At 63.8% G+C, this 14,902-nt stretch carries 15 protein-coding genes; 5 read left to right on the top strand and 10 right to left on the bottom strand.

The window, feature by feature from the left end; genetic code table 11:
- Positions 1-8 precede the first annotated feature (8 nt).
- From A6V37_RS07005 to A6V37_RS06995, 3 genes are all read right to left on the bottom strand, one after another.
- Positions 9-1,157, bottom strand: a complete 1,149-nt coding sequence (locus tag A6V37_RS07005) for a glycosyltransferase family 4 protein (protein ID WP_064272384.1) — start codon at positions 1,155-1,157, stop codon at positions 9-11.
- A 66-nt stretch (positions 1,158-1,223) separates the two neighbouring features.
- Positions 1,224-2,054, bottom strand: a complete 831-nt coding sequence (locus tag A6V37_RS07000) for a glycosyltransferase (protein ID WP_064272383.1) — start codon at positions 2,052-2,054, stop codon at positions 1,224-1,226.
- Positions 2,051-3,313 carry an oligosaccharide flippase family protein gene (locus A6V37_RS06995; protein ID WP_064272382.1) on the bottom strand — a complete coding sequence of 421 codons (1,263 nt, stop codon included), beginning with the start codon at positions 3,311-3,313 and terminating at the stop codon, positions 2,051-2,053. Before A6V37_RS06995 ends, A6V37_RS07000 begins: the two co-directional genes overlap by 4 nt.
- A gap of 299 nt (positions 3,314-3,612) precedes the next feature.
- Here A6V37_RS06995 and A6V37_RS06990 point away from each other — a divergent pair, with 299 nt between their 5' ends.
- The 5 genes from A6V37_RS06990 (at position 3,613) to A6V37_RS06970 (ending at position 9,351) form a co-directional block, all read left to right on the top strand.
- On the top strand, positions 3,613-5,007 hold the full coding sequence (locus A6V37_RS06990; protein ID WP_064285877.1) for a phosphomannomutase/phosphoglucomutase: 1,395 nt from the start codon (positions 3,613-3,615) through the stop codon (positions 5,005-5,007).
- Positions 5,008-5,168: 161 nt separating this feature from the next.
- A complete protein-coding gene (gene waaC / locus A6V37_RS06985) occupies positions 5,169-6,170 on the top strand; it encodes a lipopolysaccharide heptosyltransferase I (protein ID WP_064272380.1) in 1,002 nt (333 codons plus the stop codon).
- A gap of 49 nt (positions 6,171-6,219) precedes the next feature.
- A complete protein-coding gene (gene kdoO / locus A6V37_RS06980; RefSeq protein WP_064285876.1) occupies positions 6,220-7,104 on the top strand; it encodes a Kdo hydroxylase KdoO in 885 nt (294 codons plus the stop codon).
- Between the two features lie 70 nt (positions 7,105-7,174).
- Positions 7,175-8,491 carry a lipid IV(A) 3-deoxy-D-manno-octulosonic acid transferase gene (gene waaA, locus A6V37_RS06975; protein ID WP_064272378.1) on the top strand — a complete coding sequence of 439 codons (1,317 nt, stop codon included), beginning with the start codon at positions 7,175-7,177 and terminating at the stop codon, positions 8,489-8,491.
- A gap of 212 nt (positions 8,492-8,703) precedes the next feature.
- Positions 8,704-9,351, top strand: coding sequence for a Fic family protein (locus A6V37_RS06970; RefSeq protein WP_242665993.1), 648 nt, complete (start codon positions 8,704-8,706; stop codon positions 9,349-9,351).
- A gap of 4 nt (positions 9,352-9,355) precedes the next feature.
- On the opposite strand, the gene ureG is transcribed toward A6V37_RS06970, so the two are convergent.
- From ureG to A6V37_RS06935, 7 genes are all read right to left on the bottom strand, one after another.
- Positions 9,356-10,009, bottom strand: coding sequence for an urease accessory protein UreG (gene ureG / locus A6V37_RS06965; protein WP_064272376.1), 654 nt, complete (start codon positions 10,007-10,009; stop codon positions 9,356-9,358).
- 56 nt (positions 10,010-10,065) lie between these two features.
- The gene (locus tag A6V37_RS06960; protein ID WP_064272587.1) at positions 10,066-10,746 is read right to left on the bottom strand and encodes an urease accessory protein UreF; all 681 of its coding nucleotides are present in this window, start codon (positions 10,744-10,746) and stop codon (positions 10,066-10,068) included.
- Entirely contained in the window at positions 10,733-11,428 is a 696-nt protein-coding gene (ureE, locus tag A6V37_RS06955) for an urease accessory protein UreE (RefSeq protein WP_064272375.1), read from the bottom strand. The genes A6V37_RS06960 and ureE overlap by 14 nt, the downstream gene beginning before the upstream one ends.
- A 3-nt stretch (positions 11,429-11,431) precedes the next feature.
- Entirely contained in the window at positions 11,432-13,138 is a 1,707-nt protein-coding gene (gene ureC, locus A6V37_RS06950) for an urease subunit alpha (protein ID WP_064272374.1), read from the bottom strand.
- A 55-nt stretch (positions 13,139-13,193) separates the two neighbouring features.
- The gene (locus A6V37_RS06945) at positions 13,194-13,499 is read right to left on the bottom strand and encodes an urease subunit beta (RefSeq protein ID WP_064272373.1); all 306 of its coding nucleotides are present in this window, start codon (positions 13,497-13,499) and stop codon (positions 13,194-13,196) included.
- A 19-nt stretch (positions 13,500-13,518) separates the two neighbouring features.
- Positions 13,519-13,821, bottom strand: a complete 303-nt coding sequence (ureA, locus tag A6V37_RS06940) for an urease subunit gamma (RefSeq protein WP_017773123.1) — start codon at positions 13,819-13,821, stop codon at positions 13,519-13,521.
- 189 nt (positions 13,822-14,010) lie between these two features.
- Complete coding sequence (locus A6V37_RS06935) at positions 14,011-14,814, bottom strand: transporter substrate-binding domain-containing protein (protein WP_064272372.1); 804 nt, start codon at positions 14,812-14,814, stop codon at positions 14,011-14,013.
- Positions 14,815-14,902 lie beyond the last annotated feature (88 nt).

Raw genomic sequence — 14,902 nt, 5'->3', positions numbered from 1 at the left:
TTGCTCCGTTAAAGTAAAACGCCCGTCATTTTTTGCACCAGGTCTTTGTACGTTTCGACGACCACGCGCTCGTCGAACTCTTCCGCGACTTTCTTCCGGCCGCGTTCCGCCATGGCCCGGCGCTCGGCGCCGCTCATGTCGAGCATGCGCGCCAGCGTGGCCGCGAGACTTTGCGCATTGCGCGCTTCGCACAGCAATCCATTGACGCCTTCCGTCACCACCTCGCGGCAGCCCGGCACGTTGGTCGTGACGATCGGCCGGCCCATCGCCGACGCTTCCATCAGCGTGCGCGGCACGCCTTCGCGGTACGAAGGCAAGACGACGCAATCCGCGCCGGCGATAATAGGCCGCACGTCATGCGCCTCTCCAAGATACTCGATGATGCCTTCCCGCTCCCACGCGGCCACTTCTTCACGCGTGATCGCGCTGGGGTTGTCGACGCCCACCGGACCGAGCAACTGGAACCGCGCATGCGGATAACGTTCACGCAGACGCCGCGCGGCTTCCACGTATTCGCCGACTCCTTTGTCCCACAGCAACCGGCCGATCAGCACGAACCTGAATTCCGGCTGCTCGGGCAAGGGCGTAAACGCAAATTGCGCGAGATCGACGCCTTCGCCATGCAGCAGCCGCGCACGCTCAGGATGCACCAACAAATTCTGCTCGACAAACGCGGCCTGATCGTCCCGATTCAAAAACCAGACTTCGCGTGGGAAACGGAACGCGAAACGATACAGCTTTTTCGCCACCTGGGCCGCGCGGCTCTGCTGAATGAACACGTAGCCCAATCCGGTTGTAACCGCAACCGATTGCACGCCCGCCAGTTTCGCCGCGATGGAGCCATAGATGTTCGGCTTGATCGTGTAATGAAACACCACATGCGGGCGGATGGTCCGATATTGCCGGTAAAGCGCGTAAAGCGTGCGCAGGTCGTCGCGCGGGCTCGTGCCTTTGGACGCAACCGGCAATTCGATGCAGCGGCAGCCCATGGCGGTGAGCAGCTCGAACGTGCGGTCGCGCGGCGCGAGCACCGTCACGTCGACGCCACGTCCGACCAGCATACGGATCAGCCCTTGCCGGTAGGTATAGATTGCCCAGGCGGTGTTACACACGAGTGTAATGCGCAACGCGGGCGTCGACTTCAAGGCAGGCTTCATGCGGGAACGAGCTCGGCGGTGAATGTGGGATGGAATGATCTGGTGGCCCAACTTGGTGGCCCAGCCTTAGTGGCCTGCGCGCGGCGCGAGCAGCAGGCCTTTGATCCGCCGCAGCGCGCCGTAAGGCGTGACCAGATGCAGCAGATTTTTGGCGAGGCCGAGCCAGTCGTACGGATTGACTGCGTTGAAGTAGCGCAACTGCAGCCGGAGCGTCGAGCCGATCTGGCGGCGCCGCTTCGTCGCGCTGATGCCACCTTCGTTGAGCTCGTAGTAAAGCCCGAGCTCCGGCAGGTTCGCGCAGTCGTAGCGTTCCATCAGACGCAGGAACAGATCGAGATCTTCCGCGGAACGGTACCTGGCGCGGTAGTTGCCCAGTTCGCGCACGGCGTCGATGCGCAGCATCATCGAAGGATGCGCGAGGCATGAACGGAAGAAGCGCAAGCGCCGGATGGCGTCCGGTTCAGCGGGGGGCGTCAGCATGAACAACGGCTTGCCGTCGCGCGTGACGACCTGCGTCCACATGCCGAGGCCGGCCACACGCGGATGCGATTCCATGTATGCGCGCTGTTTCGCGAGCCGTTGCGGCACGCTGCGATCGCCCGCGTCGATGCGGGCCGCGTAGCGAAAGCCGCGTTGGGCGAGGGCGTCGATGCCGGTCTGCAAGGCCCGCTCGATGCCGCCGTTCTGCGCCATGCGCAGCACTTCGATCCGCAGGTTGGCGAGCGCCGGCGCGACAATCGGCGGCGTGCTGCCGTCGTCGACGATCAGCACGTGCACCGGCGCGCTTTCACTGAACGACGCGAGCGTCATATCGACATCGGCCTGGCCGTTGTAGGCGGGGATCAGCACCGCGACGTCGTCGAGGGCCATTTGCGCGGTGGCGGATGCGTTCGTCATGGGCGCAATTTGAAACGAATGTAATAAAAATTAACTGAAGCGGCGGCCAGATAGCCCGCCGCGAGCCCCACCAGCGCACCATAGGCGCCGAGCCGCGCAATGGCCAGCAGATTGACCACGAAGGCGACGGCGAGCGCCAGCAGCCACTTCGAGAGCAGTACGAATTTCGCCTGGTATTTGAGCACGATCAGATTGCCGATCGCCTCGATGCCGGCCGGCACGGACAGCCACACGGCCCAGCGGAAAATCTCGATCGCCCCTTCGAAGTCCGGCCCGAACACGCGGCGGATGATGAGCCCTGCGAGCAGATCGAGCACGATCGCGCCGCCCACCATCAACGCGGCGGTCATCGCGGTGAGCCGCCAAATATTGCGGCGCAGTTGCGCGGCGTCCTGCACGCGGTAGACGAAGGCGGGCGCGATGGTCTGGGAGAGCATCAGCGCGAGGGTGATCCAGTTTTCGTTCAACTGCTGGGCGGCGGAATAGCGGCCGAGGTCGGCGAACGAGATCGCCCGTTCGAGCATGAGCCGGTCCAGTTTCAGGAACAGATACATACAGATCAGTCCCAGCCAGAACACCGTGCCCGCGCTTGCGAAGTGCTTGAAGAGCGAACGGTCGACGTGCCAGCCAAGCCGGCCGCCATGCCGGCGGATGTAGTAAATCAGGAGGACGGCGCCAATCGCGGCGGATTCGAGCGCCCACAACCAGCCGAAGCGCGCGGGCGCGGCCGCCGCGCGCACCAGCAGATAGACGAGGGCGGCCTTCAGCACCGCGGTGCTCATGCTGGTGAGCAACTGCGGCTTGCTGTAGGTCATGCTCTGCAGCCATGCATTGATTACGCCGACGAACGGCTCGCGAAACAGCATGGTCACGGCGAGACCGGCGAGCATTGCGCCCACCAGCGGCTCGAAGAAGTGCAGTGCGATGCCGAGCCACGTGAGCAGCAAGGCTGCGACCGACACGGAGATGCGCAGCGCGAACGCGCTGCCGAGCACCGTGCCGAGCTGCGCGGGCGGCCGGTTGACGATGGTGGGCACCAGAATTTCCGCGCCGCATACCCAGGTAATGGGGGAGAGCACCAGCAGCAGCGTGTTGGCGTATTGCCATTTGCCGAAAGTGTCCGGCCCGAAGTAGCGCGCCAGCATGCCGCTGATCACGATTGCCACGCCGATCTGCGTGAGCCGCTCCAGCCCGAGCCAGACGATATTCGTGAAGGCGCGCGTGACATCTGGATTGGCGAAGCGTTTGAGCGTCAGCATCCGATGGCCGCTTGCGGGTCCGTTTGCCGGCCTGTTTGCACCGCCCACGCGCACCGCGTGAGGCGCGAAAAAGACGCCATGTGTGCATTTGCCCACCCGGCCGAGCGGCGCGGCAACTTTACAATTGGAGGGCGTCTAAGCATTAGAATGGTGTTATAAGTCTGGTCCGAAAAGCGCAATTATAAGTTGGAACCGGATCGCTTCCGGCAAGGGCGCATCGCAGTGATTCACCGCCATGTTTTACCGATTCACCATCGGTGCGCCGGTCAAAATTTTCTATTGCACGCAAGTGAGCCAATATGATCTCCAAATCTATTTTCAAGGCGTATGACATTCGCGGTGTGATCGGCAAGACGCTCGACGCCGACGCAGCGCGTTCGATCGGCCGCGCGTTCGGCACCGAAGTGCGCGCGCAAGGCGGCGACGCGGTGGTGGTCGCGCGTGACGGCCGCCTGTCGGGTCCCGAACTGATCCAGGCTCTGTCGGACGGCCTGCGCGCAGCCGGCGTCGACGTGGTCAATGTGGGCATGGTGCCCACGCCGGTCGGCTACTTCGCGGCCAGCGTGCCGTTGCAGCTCGGCAGCGGCGAGCGCCGTGTCGATTCGTGCATCGTGGTGACGGGCAGTCACAATCCGCCTGATTACAACGGCTTCAAGATGGTTCTGCGCGGCGCGGCCATTTACGGCGAACAGATTCTCGCGCTGCATCAGCGCATCGTCGACGAGAACTTCTCTGAAGGCAGCGGCACGTACGCTGAATACGACATTGCGGACGCGTATCTGGATCGCATCGCGAGCGACGTCAAGCTCGCGCGTCCCATCAAGATCGTGGTCGACACCGGCAACGGCGTGGCCGGCGGTCTCGCACCCAAGCTCTTCAAGAAGCTCGGCTGCGAACTGGTGGAACTGTTCACCGAGATCGACGGCAACTTCCCGAATCATCACCCGGACCCGGCTCACCCGGAAAACCTGCAGGACGTGATCCGCGCGCTGAAGGCGACGGATGCTGAAATCGGTTTCGCGTTCGACGGCGACGGCGATCGTCTGGGCGTAGTCACCAAAGACGGCCAGATCATCTATCCGGACCGTCAGCTCATGCTGTTCGCCGAAGAAGTCCTGTCGCGCAACAAGGGCGCACAGATCATTTACGACGTGAAGTGCACCCGCAACCTCGCCAAGTGGGTCAAGGACAAAGGCGGCGAGCCGCTCATGTGGAAGACCGGCCACTCGCTCGTCAAGGCAAAGCTGCGTGAAACCGGCGCGCCGCTCGCGGGCGAAATGAGCGGCCACGTGTTCTTCAAGGACCGCTGGTACGGTTTCGACGACGGCCTGTACACCGGCGCGCGTCTCTTGGAAATTCTCACGCGCGTGGCGGACCCGAGCAAGCTGCTGAACTCGCTGCCGAATTCGAACTCCACGCCGGAGCTGCAACTGAAGCTTGAAGAAGGCGAAAACTTCGAACTGATCGCGCGTCTGCAGAAGAATGCGCAGTTCACCGGCGCGGACGACGTCGTGAAGATCGACGGCCTGCGCGTCGAGTATCCGGACGGCTTTGGTCTGGCACGATCGTCGAACACCACGCCGGTGGTGGTGATGCGTTTCGAAGCCGATAACGATGCGGCGCTCAAGCGCATCCAGGAAGACTTCCGCCGCGTGATCCTCGCGGAGAAGGCCGACGCGAAGCTGCCGTTCTGAAGGCTGAAGCGGCGGCGCGGTTCGTTTCGAGCCGCACCAGCCGTCCGACGCGGCGCGGGTTTTACTTACCGCGCCGCGTTTTTTCGTGGGATTGACATGCGACGCGCTAAAATTGCCGTCCTTTCACTGGTTTTTCGGGCCGGATAGCCGGTTTTCCCCACTTGAGCGTGAAAAAGATACTAATCGTGAGGGTGTCGTCATTGGGCGACGTCGTTCACAACATGCCGGTGATCGCCGACATCCGCCGCCGCCATCCCGACGCGCAGATCGACTGGCTCGTCGAAGAGAGCTTCGTCGGGCTCGTGCAACTCGTGAGCGGCGTGGGCCGGGCGATTCCCGTGTCGCTGCGACGCTGGCGCAAGCGCATTCTGTCGCTCGACAACTGGCGGGAGATCAGCGCGTTTCGCCGGGCGCTCGCCGCCGAGCACTACGATCTCGTGATCGACTGCCAGGGGCTCATCAAGACCGCGTGGGTCGCGAGCATGGCGCGCGGGCCGCTCGTCGGCCTCGCCAACCGCACCGACGGCGCCGGCTTCGAATGGCCGGTGCGTTTCTTCTACGGCAAGCGCGTGCCGATCGAGCCGCGCACCCATGTGGTCGAACGCACGCGGCAACTGGTGGCCGCGGCGCTGAACGACCCGCAGCCGCAACCTACCGACGACATCGACTTCGGCATCGACACTGGGCGTGCCGCGCTGGCTTTGTCGGAGGCGAATCTGAATTTGCCGGTGCCTTACGTGGTGTTCGTGCATGCGACCTCGCGCGCCGACAAGCAGTGGCCGGATACCGCGTGGATAGAACTGGGGCAGTCGCTGGTGCGGCGCGGCGCCTCCATCGTGCTGCCGTGGGGCAGCGAGGAAGAGCGCGCCACCAGCGAGCGGCTCGCGCGGGAATTCGGCGCGGCCGCCATCGTGCCGCCCAAACTCTCGCTGCCCGCCGTGGTTGGCCTGATCGACGGCGCGGCCGCGACGGTCGGGGTTGACACAGGTCTGGTCCACATCGCGGCGGCGCTGAAGCGTCCTACAGTCGAGTTGTACAATTTCGCCACTGCGTGGCGCACCGGCGGCTACTGGTCGCCGAACGTCGTCAATCTCGGCACGGCCGGACAGCCGCCCACGCTGCAACAGGTGAAGTCGGCACTGGCGGGCTTCGGCCTGCTATAACCCGTCCGGGGCGCTTCGCCTTGCGCTCCATCCGTTTTCAAGGGCGACCATGAACGAAACCCAGATCATCGAAGTAGCGAACGCCGACTGGCACGGACGCAACCTGTCCGTGCCGCGCGAGACGCTGCTCGCCGGCGTCGAACGCGGCAAGGTGCTGTATTTCCCGAACCTGCGCTTCGCGATCGAAGGCGGCGAACAGGCGCTGCTCGACCCCGCGCTCGCCGACCCGAGCCGCAAGAACATCAGCCTCGAACCCAATGGCGGGGCCTTGCATGGCGTTGCCGGCGACGCCGTCACGCAATCCGCGGTGCGCGCGCTGATCGCGCGTTATCAATCCAATTCGCGCACGCTGGTCGACGGGCTCTTTCCCGAATACAACGGCCGGCTGCGCGTGGCGCCGACCAGCCTGCGGCTGCATCAGGTGGAAACGCGCGACACGTCGTGGCGCAAAGACGATAGCCGCCTGCATGTGGACGCTTTCCCGTCGCGGCCGAATTACGGCGAGCGCATTCTGCGCGTGTTCACCAACGTCAATCCGCATGGCACGCCGCGCGTGTGGCGCGTCGGCGAGCCGTTCGAGGACATGGCCAAACGCTTCCTGCCGCGCATCAAGCCGCAAATGCCGGGCTCGGCGTGGCTGCTGAACCTGCTGCATGTGACCAAGTCGCAGCGCAGCGAGTACGACCATCTGATGCTGCATCTGCATGACGGCATGAAGGCCGATCTCGACTATCAGAAATCGAGCCCGCAGGAGACCATGCCGTTTCCGCCCGGCAGCGTATGGGTGTGTTTCTCGGATCAGACATCGCACGCGGTGATGTCTGGCCAGTTCATGCTGGAGCAGACCTTTTTCCTGCCGGTCAAGGCGATGGCGCAGCCCGAATGTGCGCCGCTCGGTATTCTCGAGCGCCTGAAGGGCAGGGCGCTGGTTTGAGCGCCGCGTTTCTTTGGCCGACCCGGTTAAACGCGCCGCTTCTGCGCACGTTCACGCACGCGGAGCGCCGATGCTGAGGGCGATTTATAACGCGTTGTGGTGGATCGTCGCGCCGCTGGCGGTGTTGCGCCTGTTGATCCGTTCGCGCAAGGAGCGCGGTTATCGCGAGCATATCGGCGAGCGTTTCGGTTACTCGCATGGCCGTCTGCCGGAAGACAACGCGCCGCTGATCTGGGTGCATGCGGTGTCCGTGGGTGAGACGCGCGCCGCGCAACCGCTGATCGACGCGCTGATGAAAGCGCGTCCCGACGCCCGTATTCTGCTCACCCACATGACGCCGAGCGGCCGTGCCACCGGCGAGCAGATTTTCGGCGACCGTGTCATGCGCAGCTATTTGCCCTACGACATGCCGCATGCGGTGCGGCGGTTTTTGCGGGCATGGCGGCCGTCGCTTGGTCTGGTCATGGAAACCGAAGTGTGGCCGACGCTGATCGACGAATGCCGTCGCGCTGACGTGCCGCTCGTGCTGACCAACGCGCGCATGTCGGCGCGCTCGTATAAGCGCGCGGCGAAGTTCGGGAGTGCGACGAAAGACGTGTTCGGCGGTTTTGCGCGCGTGCTGGCGCAGAGTCCGGCAGATGCCGAACGGCTGACCGCACTCGGCGCGCGCAACGTGGCGGTGCTCGGCAATCTGAAATTCGACATGAACACGCCGCCCGAACTGGCGGCGCGTGGCCATGCATGGCGCGCGGCCATCGGCACGCGCGCCGTGTGGGTCGCGGCGAGTACGCGCGAGGGTGAAGAGGAACTGGTGCTGCAGGCGTTCGCCGCGCTCGGTGTTGAGGGGGCGCTGCTGATTCTGGTGCCGCGTCATCCGCAACGCTTTAACGAAGTCGCCGCGCTGGTCGAGAAGGCCGGATTGAGCCTCGAGCGCCGTTCGACGTGGGCGCCGGATGCGAAGGTGGCGTCGGCGGCTGTGGCCGGTGGCGCTGTGCCGGCAATGCCTGCCGGCGTGAACGTGCTACTGGGCGATTCGATGGGCGAATTGGGCGCTTACTATGCCGCTTCGGATCTGGCGTTCATCGGCGGCAGTTTGCTGCCGCTCGGCGGGCAGAATCTGATCGAGGCATGCGCGGTCGGCGTGCCGGTGCTGATCGGACCGCACGTGTTCAACTTCACGCAGGCCACCACCGATGCCGTGGCGGCGGGCGCCGCGGTGCAGGTGCAGGACCCGGCCGATCTGGCCCGCGCATTGCGCGAGTTGTTCGGCGACAAGGCCAGAAGGCTGGCCATGGGCGGCGCGGCTTCGGCATTCGCCGCGCGCCATCGCGGCGCGACGGCGCGGACTGTCGATGTGTTGATGGCGTTGTTGCCGGAATTGGAGTGAGTGGGCTCCGTTAACGTGGTGCGTTGCTCGCCGATGAATAATATATTCTGCGAAGATTGGGCTTGTTCGTTTCCGGCCCTGTGATTTAAACCGATCTCTCACCGCCTGCGATGACGCTTTTTACCGACCTCGGCTTTCAATGGGATCGCGCTGCGATTCCACAAGACATCCCGACCCACTCGATCAAACGAGTGTGCTTCCGTTTTCATCGAATGTTGCCGGAGTTCGTGTGGGATGCGAGTGTGCTCGAGGGGAATCCGTTTACGTTTCCCGAGGTCAAGACGCTGCTGGACGGTATCACCGTGGGCGGCCGGAAAATTTCCGACCAGGAGCAGATTCTGAACCTTGCCGAGAGTTCGAAGTATTTGCTGGCAATCGTGCAAAAAGGGCAATTTGCGCTCGATAAGGCCACGTTTTGCGATCTGCACCGCCTTGTTGCACGTAACGAAGCCCTTGAATGGGGTGTGTTTCAAGGGGAAGGCGAGGAAACGCGATATACGCCTGATGTCGCGTTGGGTGAGGCAGGTCGATATACGCCATTGCCAACGTTGCCGGGCGCGCCTGAACTCAGCCGGGTTTTTGCCGCAGGCACCCGCGCGCTGACTGATCAGGTCTCCAGTGCGTTCGAACGCGGTTGTGCTTTTTTTCTCTTCGGTGCCCTGCAGCAGTTTTTCTTCGATGGCAACAAGCGCACGTCCCGTTTCATGATGAACGGCGTGCTGATGGCCAACGGTATTGATGCGATCAGTGTCCCCGCGCAACGCGCGGCCGACTTCAACGAAAAGATGGTGCGCTTCTATCTGTCGAAGGACGGGTCCGAAATGATGGCATTCCTGCTTGAATGCCATCCGGGCGAGTGAAGCGTCAAACCTTCAGCAACCCCTTCTTCTCGATAAACTTCACCACCACATCCAAGCCGTCGAGCGCCTTCAGATTGCACATCACGAAGGGCCGCTCGCCGCGCATCTTCTTTGCGTCCGAAGCCATCACGTCGAGATTCGCGCCGACCATCGGCGCGAGGTCCGTCTTGTTGATGACCAGCAGATCGGACTTCGTGATGCCCGGTCCGCCCTTGCGCGGAATCTTCTCGCCGCCCGCCACGTCGATCACGTAGATCGTCAGGTCCGACAGTTCGGGGCTGAACGTCGCCGCGAGGTTATCGCCCCCCGATTCGATGAATACGATATCCGCATTGGGAAAACGCGTCAGCATGCGGTCGACGGCTTCGAGATTGATCGAGGCGTCTTCACGAATCGCCGTATGCGGGCAGCCGCCCGTCTCGACCCCCATGATCCGTTCGGCCGGCAAGGCGCCCGCCACCGTCAGCAGACGCTGATCCTCTTTCGTGTAGATGTCGTTGGTGATCGCGACGAGGTCGTACTGTTCGCGCATCGCCTTGCAGAGCATTTCGAGCAGCGTGGTCTTGCCCGAGCCGACCGGGCCGCCGACGCCCACCCGCAGCGGCGGCAGTTTTTTCGTGCGCACGGACGAATGGGCGGAATGATGAGGTGCGTTCATGATGGATCGTTTTAAGAGCCGGCGGTTGAGCCGATTAGGAGCCGATGATGAGCCGTTTATGAGCGGAAGAGCCGCGAATACTGCGACTCGTGACGCGCCGACAGAATGCCGAGTTGCGGCGCGAAGGTGTTGATGTTTTCGAGCGACGTGGCCAAAGCCCGCGTGACGGCGGCATCGATTGGCTCACGCAGTGCGACGATAATGCGTTGCCCGGCGAGTTGCCCCAACGGCACGGCCTTCAATGCGGCGGCGGCCTGGTTCTCGACCCAGCTAAAGGCGTAGGCGGCGAGGGCGGCGTCGGCAGCGGCGTCGTGCGCATAGGCGGCGAAGGCGAAAGCGGTGGGTTGAGCGAGCGGCGTGATCGAGGCAAGCGTCGCGCGCCGGTGGGCATCGCCCCATTCGAGCGATACGCACAACTGGCGCAACGACCAGCCCATCTGCTCAGTTTCGCGGCGCAATTCCGCCGATTCACGGCTCGCCAGGAATTCGCTGTTGGCTTCGGCGAGGCCCGCGACGTCATGCGCGCGCCAGCGTTCCATCTGATGCGCGAGGAACGGCAGCTCGCCGTGCGCGAGCACGTCGGTCAGGCCGCTCGCGATCCAGGCGCGGGCGGAATCGGCGTTGGTGATCAACTGCGCTTCGATCGCCGCTTCGAGGCCCTGCGAGTAGCTGAACGCGCCAATCGGCAGCGCCGGCGACGCAAGATGCAGCAGTGCCGTGAGTTCAGCGATGCGCATGATGAGGGTGATGGCCGTGGCCGCACGATTCGTCGTGGACGTGATCGCCGTGATCGTGATCGTGGGCATGGCCTTCGCCGTGGCTGTGGCCGTGGCCATGCGAATGGCCGTGTTCCGCGTGGCCATGCCCATGCTCGTGGTCATGCGAGTGCGAATGCACGTGCCCATGATGCTCGCCGTACACCTGCTGCGCGAGTGCATAGTCTTCGGCGAACGTCTCGTCGTGACCATGCTTATGCCCGCCGCCATACGCGCCGGATTCCGGCTGGAACGGCATCGACACCTGGTCGACTGTCGCGCCGATGCGCTTGAGCATATCGGCCAGCACCGGATCGTATTCGAGCTTCAGATAGTCCGCGCCGACTTCCACCGGCGTGTGACGATTGCCGAGATGATAGGCGGCGCGCGTGAGCGTCAACGCGTCTTTCGCACGCACGTAGAGCACCGCCTCCGGCGCGGCGACGACGCGCACTAGGCCGCCGTCGTCGGCCACCAGCACATCGCCGTCGCGCAGCACCGTGCCGCGCGGCAACAGCAGCGCGACTTCTTCGCCGCTATCGAGCGTGGCCGCGAGCCGGCTCTTGCGACGCTCGTCGAACGCGAGCGTCAAGGTCGGCGCGCGCTTCACCAGCACGGGTGCGAGTTTCAGATGCGGGGCAATCAGTTTGTCGAGGGTGCGCATGGTTCAGAACAGAAAATAGCGTTGCGCCATCGGCAGCACGGTGGCCGGTTCGCAGGTCAGCAACTGGCCGTCCGCGATCACCTGATAGGTTTCCGGATCGACGCTGATCGCCGGACGCCACGCGTTGTGGATCATGTCTGCCTTCGTGATGTTGCGGCAGTTCCTGACCGCAACGATACGCTTGTTCAGGCCATAACGTTCGGCGACGCCCGCATCGGCGGCCATCTGCGAGACGAAGGTCAGCGACGTGCGCCCGAGTGCGCCGCCGCGTGTCGCGAACATCTCGCGATAGTGCACCGGTTGCGGCGTGGGAATCGACGCATTGGGGTCGCCCATCTGCGCCATCGCGATCATGCCGCCTTTCAGGATCAGCGACGGCTTGATGCCGAAGAACGCCGGCTCCCAGAACACCAGATCGGCCCACTTGCCCGGCTCGATCGAACCGACTTCATGCGCGATGCCGTGCGTGATCGCCGGGTTGATCGTGTACTTGGCGACGTAGCGCTTCGCGCGGAAGTTGTCGTGGCGCGCGGTGTCTTCGGGCAGCGCGCCGCGTTGCACCTTCATCTTGTGCGCGGTCTGCCACGTGCGGATGATGACTTCACCCACCCGGCCCATGGCCTGCGAATCCGACGACAGCATCGACAGTGCGCCGAGATCGTGCAGGATGTCTTCGGCCGCGATCGTTTCGCGGCGAATGCGCGATTCGGCAAACGCGATGTCTTCAGCGATCGATGGGTCAAGGTGGTGGCACACCATCAGCATGTCGAGATGCTCTTCGAGCGTGTTGACGGTGTACGGGCGCGTCGGATTGGTCGACGAGGGCAGCACGTTGGCTTCGCCGCATACCTTGATGATGTCCGGTGCGTGGCCGCCGCCCGCGCCTTCCGTGTGATACGTGTGTATCGTGCGGCCCTTGAACGCGGCCACCGTCGCTTCGACAAAACCCGCTTCGTTTAGCGTGTCGGTGTGAATCGCGACCTGCGTGTCGGTGTCGTCGGCGACCGAGAGGCAGTTGTCGATCGCGGCCGGCGTCGTGCCCCAGTCTTCATGCAGTTTCAGGCCGATCGCACCGGCGGCGATCTGCTCCAGCGCCGGTTCAGGCTGGCTCACATTACCCTTGCCGAGAAAGCCCAGATTCATCGGATAGCCGTCGGCCGCTTGCAGCATGCGTTCGAGATGCCACGGGCCCGGCGTGCAGGTGGTCGCGTTCGTGCCCGTGGCGGGGCCGGTGCCGCCGCCGAGCATCGTGGTCACGCCGCTCGCGAGCGCTTCCTCGATCTGCTGCGGGCTGATGAAGTGAATGTGCGTATCGATGCCGCCCGCTGTCACGATCAGGCCTTCGCCCGCGATCACTTCGGTGGAGGCGCCGATCGCAATCGTCACGTTCGGTTGGATATCGGGGTTGCCCGCTTTGCCGATTGCGGCAATGCGGCCGTTCTTGATGCCGATGTCGGCCTTGACGATGCCCCAGTGATCGAGAATCACCGCGTTCGTGACGACCGTGTCGACCACGTCGGCATGCACGCGCTGCGACTGGCCCATGCCGTCGCGGATCACTTTGCCGCCGCCGAATTTCACTTCTTCACCGTAGGTGGTGAAGTCGCGTTCGACTTCGATCAGCAACTCGGTATCGGCGAGGCGCACGCGGTCGCCGGTGGTGGGGCCGAACATTTCCGCGTATGCGCGGCGGCCAATGCGTAAGGTCATGTTGTGGGTCCGGAAATGGGCAGGGCGGTTGGAGCAGGCGGACGCGCGCGGCGCCTCACAGCTTGCCCATCACCTTGCCGTTGAAGCCGTAGACGACGCGCTCGCCCGCCAGTTCGACCAGTTCGACGGTGCGCTCCTGGCCCGGCTCGAAACGCACGGCGGTGCCCGCCGCGATGTTCAGCCGGAAGCCGCGCGCAGCTTCGCGGTCGAAGGCGAGTGCTTCGTTCACCTCATAGAAGTGATAGTGCGAACCGATCTGCACCGGCCGGTCGCCGGTATTCGACACGACCACCGTGACGGTGGCGCGGCCCGCGTTGAGTTCGTGTTCGCCGTCGTCGGTGAGGAGTTCGCCGGGAATCATGTGCGCCTGCCTTGCTTGATCAGGGAATCGGGTGATGAACGGTGACGAGCTTGGTGCCGTCGGGGAACGTGGCTTCGACCTGGATGTCGGGGATCATCTCCGGTACGCCTTCCATCACATCGTCGCGCGTGAGCAGCGTGGTGCCGTAGTGCATGACCTCGGCGACGGTCTTGCCGTCGCGGGCCGCTTCCATCAGCGCGGCGCTGATGAAGGCGACCGCTTCCGGATAGTTCAGTTTGAGGCCGCGCGCGCGGCGCCGTTCGGCAAGCAGCGCAGCGGTGAAGATCAGCAGCTTGTCCTTCTCGCGGGGTGTTAGCTTCATCGAGTCAGCTTCGTCGAATGGGTGCTTTGGGTTTTGACAATCGTTGCAGCGGTTCCGGGTCGAACCGCCCGCAACTATGGAAGGCGCCGCGCGTCATGGCTGCGATCGCGTGCGAGGCACGGGCTTTGTCCATGACGGGTGCGACGCCGGATAAGCCAGCCACGGTATCAAGTTCGGCTAACGACGCGCTTACAGATCAGCCGGCAATGGTGCGCCGAACCACTTCTTCGACATCGTGTTGAGAGTGCCGTCCTGACGGGCTTGAGCGATGGCCGCGTCCACTTTCTGTTGCAGGCGCGGTTCGTTCTTGTTCATGCCGACGAAGCACGGTGAGTTCTTGATGACGAACTTCGGTTCCGGGCGGCGCGGCGGATTCTTCGCGAGGATCGCGGCCGCGACGATGTTGCCGGCGGCGATCAACTGGACCTGGCCCGAGAGGAATGCGGCGATGGTTGCGTTGTTGTCTTCGAAGCGCTTGATGGTGGCGTTCGGCGCCATTTGCGTGAGGGCGATTTCTTCGAGCGCGCCACGGGTTGCGCCGACCGTCTTGCCGGTCAGATCGGCGGGGGCGCCGACCTTGATGTCGGCGGGACCGAACACGCCCTGGTAGTACGGCGCATACGCGGTCGAGAAATCGATCACCTTCTCACGGTCCGGCGTCTTGCCGAGCGACGAGATGACCAGATCGACCTTGCCCGTTTGCAGATAGGGAATGCGGTTCGCGCTGTTGACCGGCACGAGTTCGAGCTTCACGTTCATCGACTTCGCGAGGAGCGCGGCGGTATCGATGTCGTAGCCTTGCGGCTTCATATCCGGGCCGACCGAGCCGAACGGCGGATAGTCTTCCGGCACGGCGACTTTCAGCACGCCAGCCTTGGCGATGTTGTCGAGCGTATCGGCGTGTGCGGCGGGGGCGTTGATGGCGAAGACGGGAGAGAGCAACAGGGCGGCGAGCCAGGCGCGACGCGCGGGGCGAAGGGGTGAGCGGGTCATGTTGTGTGAGCGGTGGTGGCGAGCGGGTGGAATGTTGTTGGGACGCGGTGGCGTCGTGGGGGATTATGACGCAAGGGGTGTGCCATGG

Source organism: Paraburkholderia ginsengiterrae (genome assembly GCF_001645125.1).
GTDB lineage: Bacteria > Pseudomonadota > Gammaproteobacteria > Burkholderiales > Burkholderiaceae > Paraburkholderia > Paraburkholderia ginsengiterrae.
Note: the sequence above shows the minus strand (reverse complement) of the source record. Positions and strands in the feature narration are given on the sequence as shown.

Coding starts and splice junctions, on each gene's coding strand:
- ureG (WP_064272376.1), bottom strand. CDS start 10,009: ATGAACGCACCTCATCATTCCGCCCATTCGTCCGTGCGCACGAAAAAA.
- waaA (WP_064272378.1), top strand. CDS start 7,175: ATGCTGAGGGCGATTTATAACGCGTTGTGGTGGATCGTCGCGCCGCTG.
- A6V37_RS06935 (WP_064272372.1), bottom strand. CDS start 14,814: ATGACCCGCTCACCCCTTCGCCCCGCGCGTCGCGCCTGGCTCGCCGCC.
- A6V37_RS06970 (WP_242665993.1), top strand. CDS start 8,704: ATGTTGCCGGAGTTCGTGTGGGATGCGAGTGTGCTCGAGGGGAATCCG.
- ureA (WP_017773123.1), bottom strand. CDS start 13,821: ATGAAGCTAACACCCCGCGAGAAGGACAAGCTGCTGATCTTCACCGCT.
- A6V37_RS07000 (WP_064272383.1), bottom strand. CDS start 2,054: ATGACGAACGCATCCGCCACCGCGCAAATGGCCCTCGACGACGTCGCG.
- A6V37_RS06945 (WP_064272373.1), bottom strand. CDS start 13,499: ATGATTCCCGGCGAACTCCTCACCGACGACGGCGAACACGAACTCAAC.
- A6V37_RS07005 (WP_064272384.1), bottom strand. CDS start 1,157: ATGAAGCCTGCCTTGAAGTCGACGCCCGCGTTGCGCATTACACTCGTG.
- kdoO (WP_064285876.1), top strand. CDS start 6,220: ATGAACGAAACCCAGATCATCGAAGTAGCGAACGCCGACTGGCACGGA.
- ureC (WP_064272374.1), bottom strand. CDS start 13,138: ATGACCTTACGCATTGGCCGCCGCGCATACGCGGAAATGTTCGGCCCC.
- A6V37_RS06960 (WP_064272587.1), bottom strand. CDS start 10,746: ATGCGCATCGCTGAACTCACGGCACTGCTGCATCTTGCGTCGCCGGCG.
- ureE (WP_064272375.1), bottom strand. CDS start 11,428: ATGCGCACCCTCGACAAACTGATTGCCCCGCATCTGAAACTCGCACCC.
- A6V37_RS06990 (WP_064285877.1), top strand. CDS start 3,613: ATGATCTCCAAATCTATTTTCAAGGCGTATGACATTCGCGGTGTGATC.
- A6V37_RS06995 (WP_064272382.1), bottom strand. CDS start 3,313: ATGCTGACGCTCAAACGCTTCGCCAATCCAGATGTCACGCGCGCCTTC.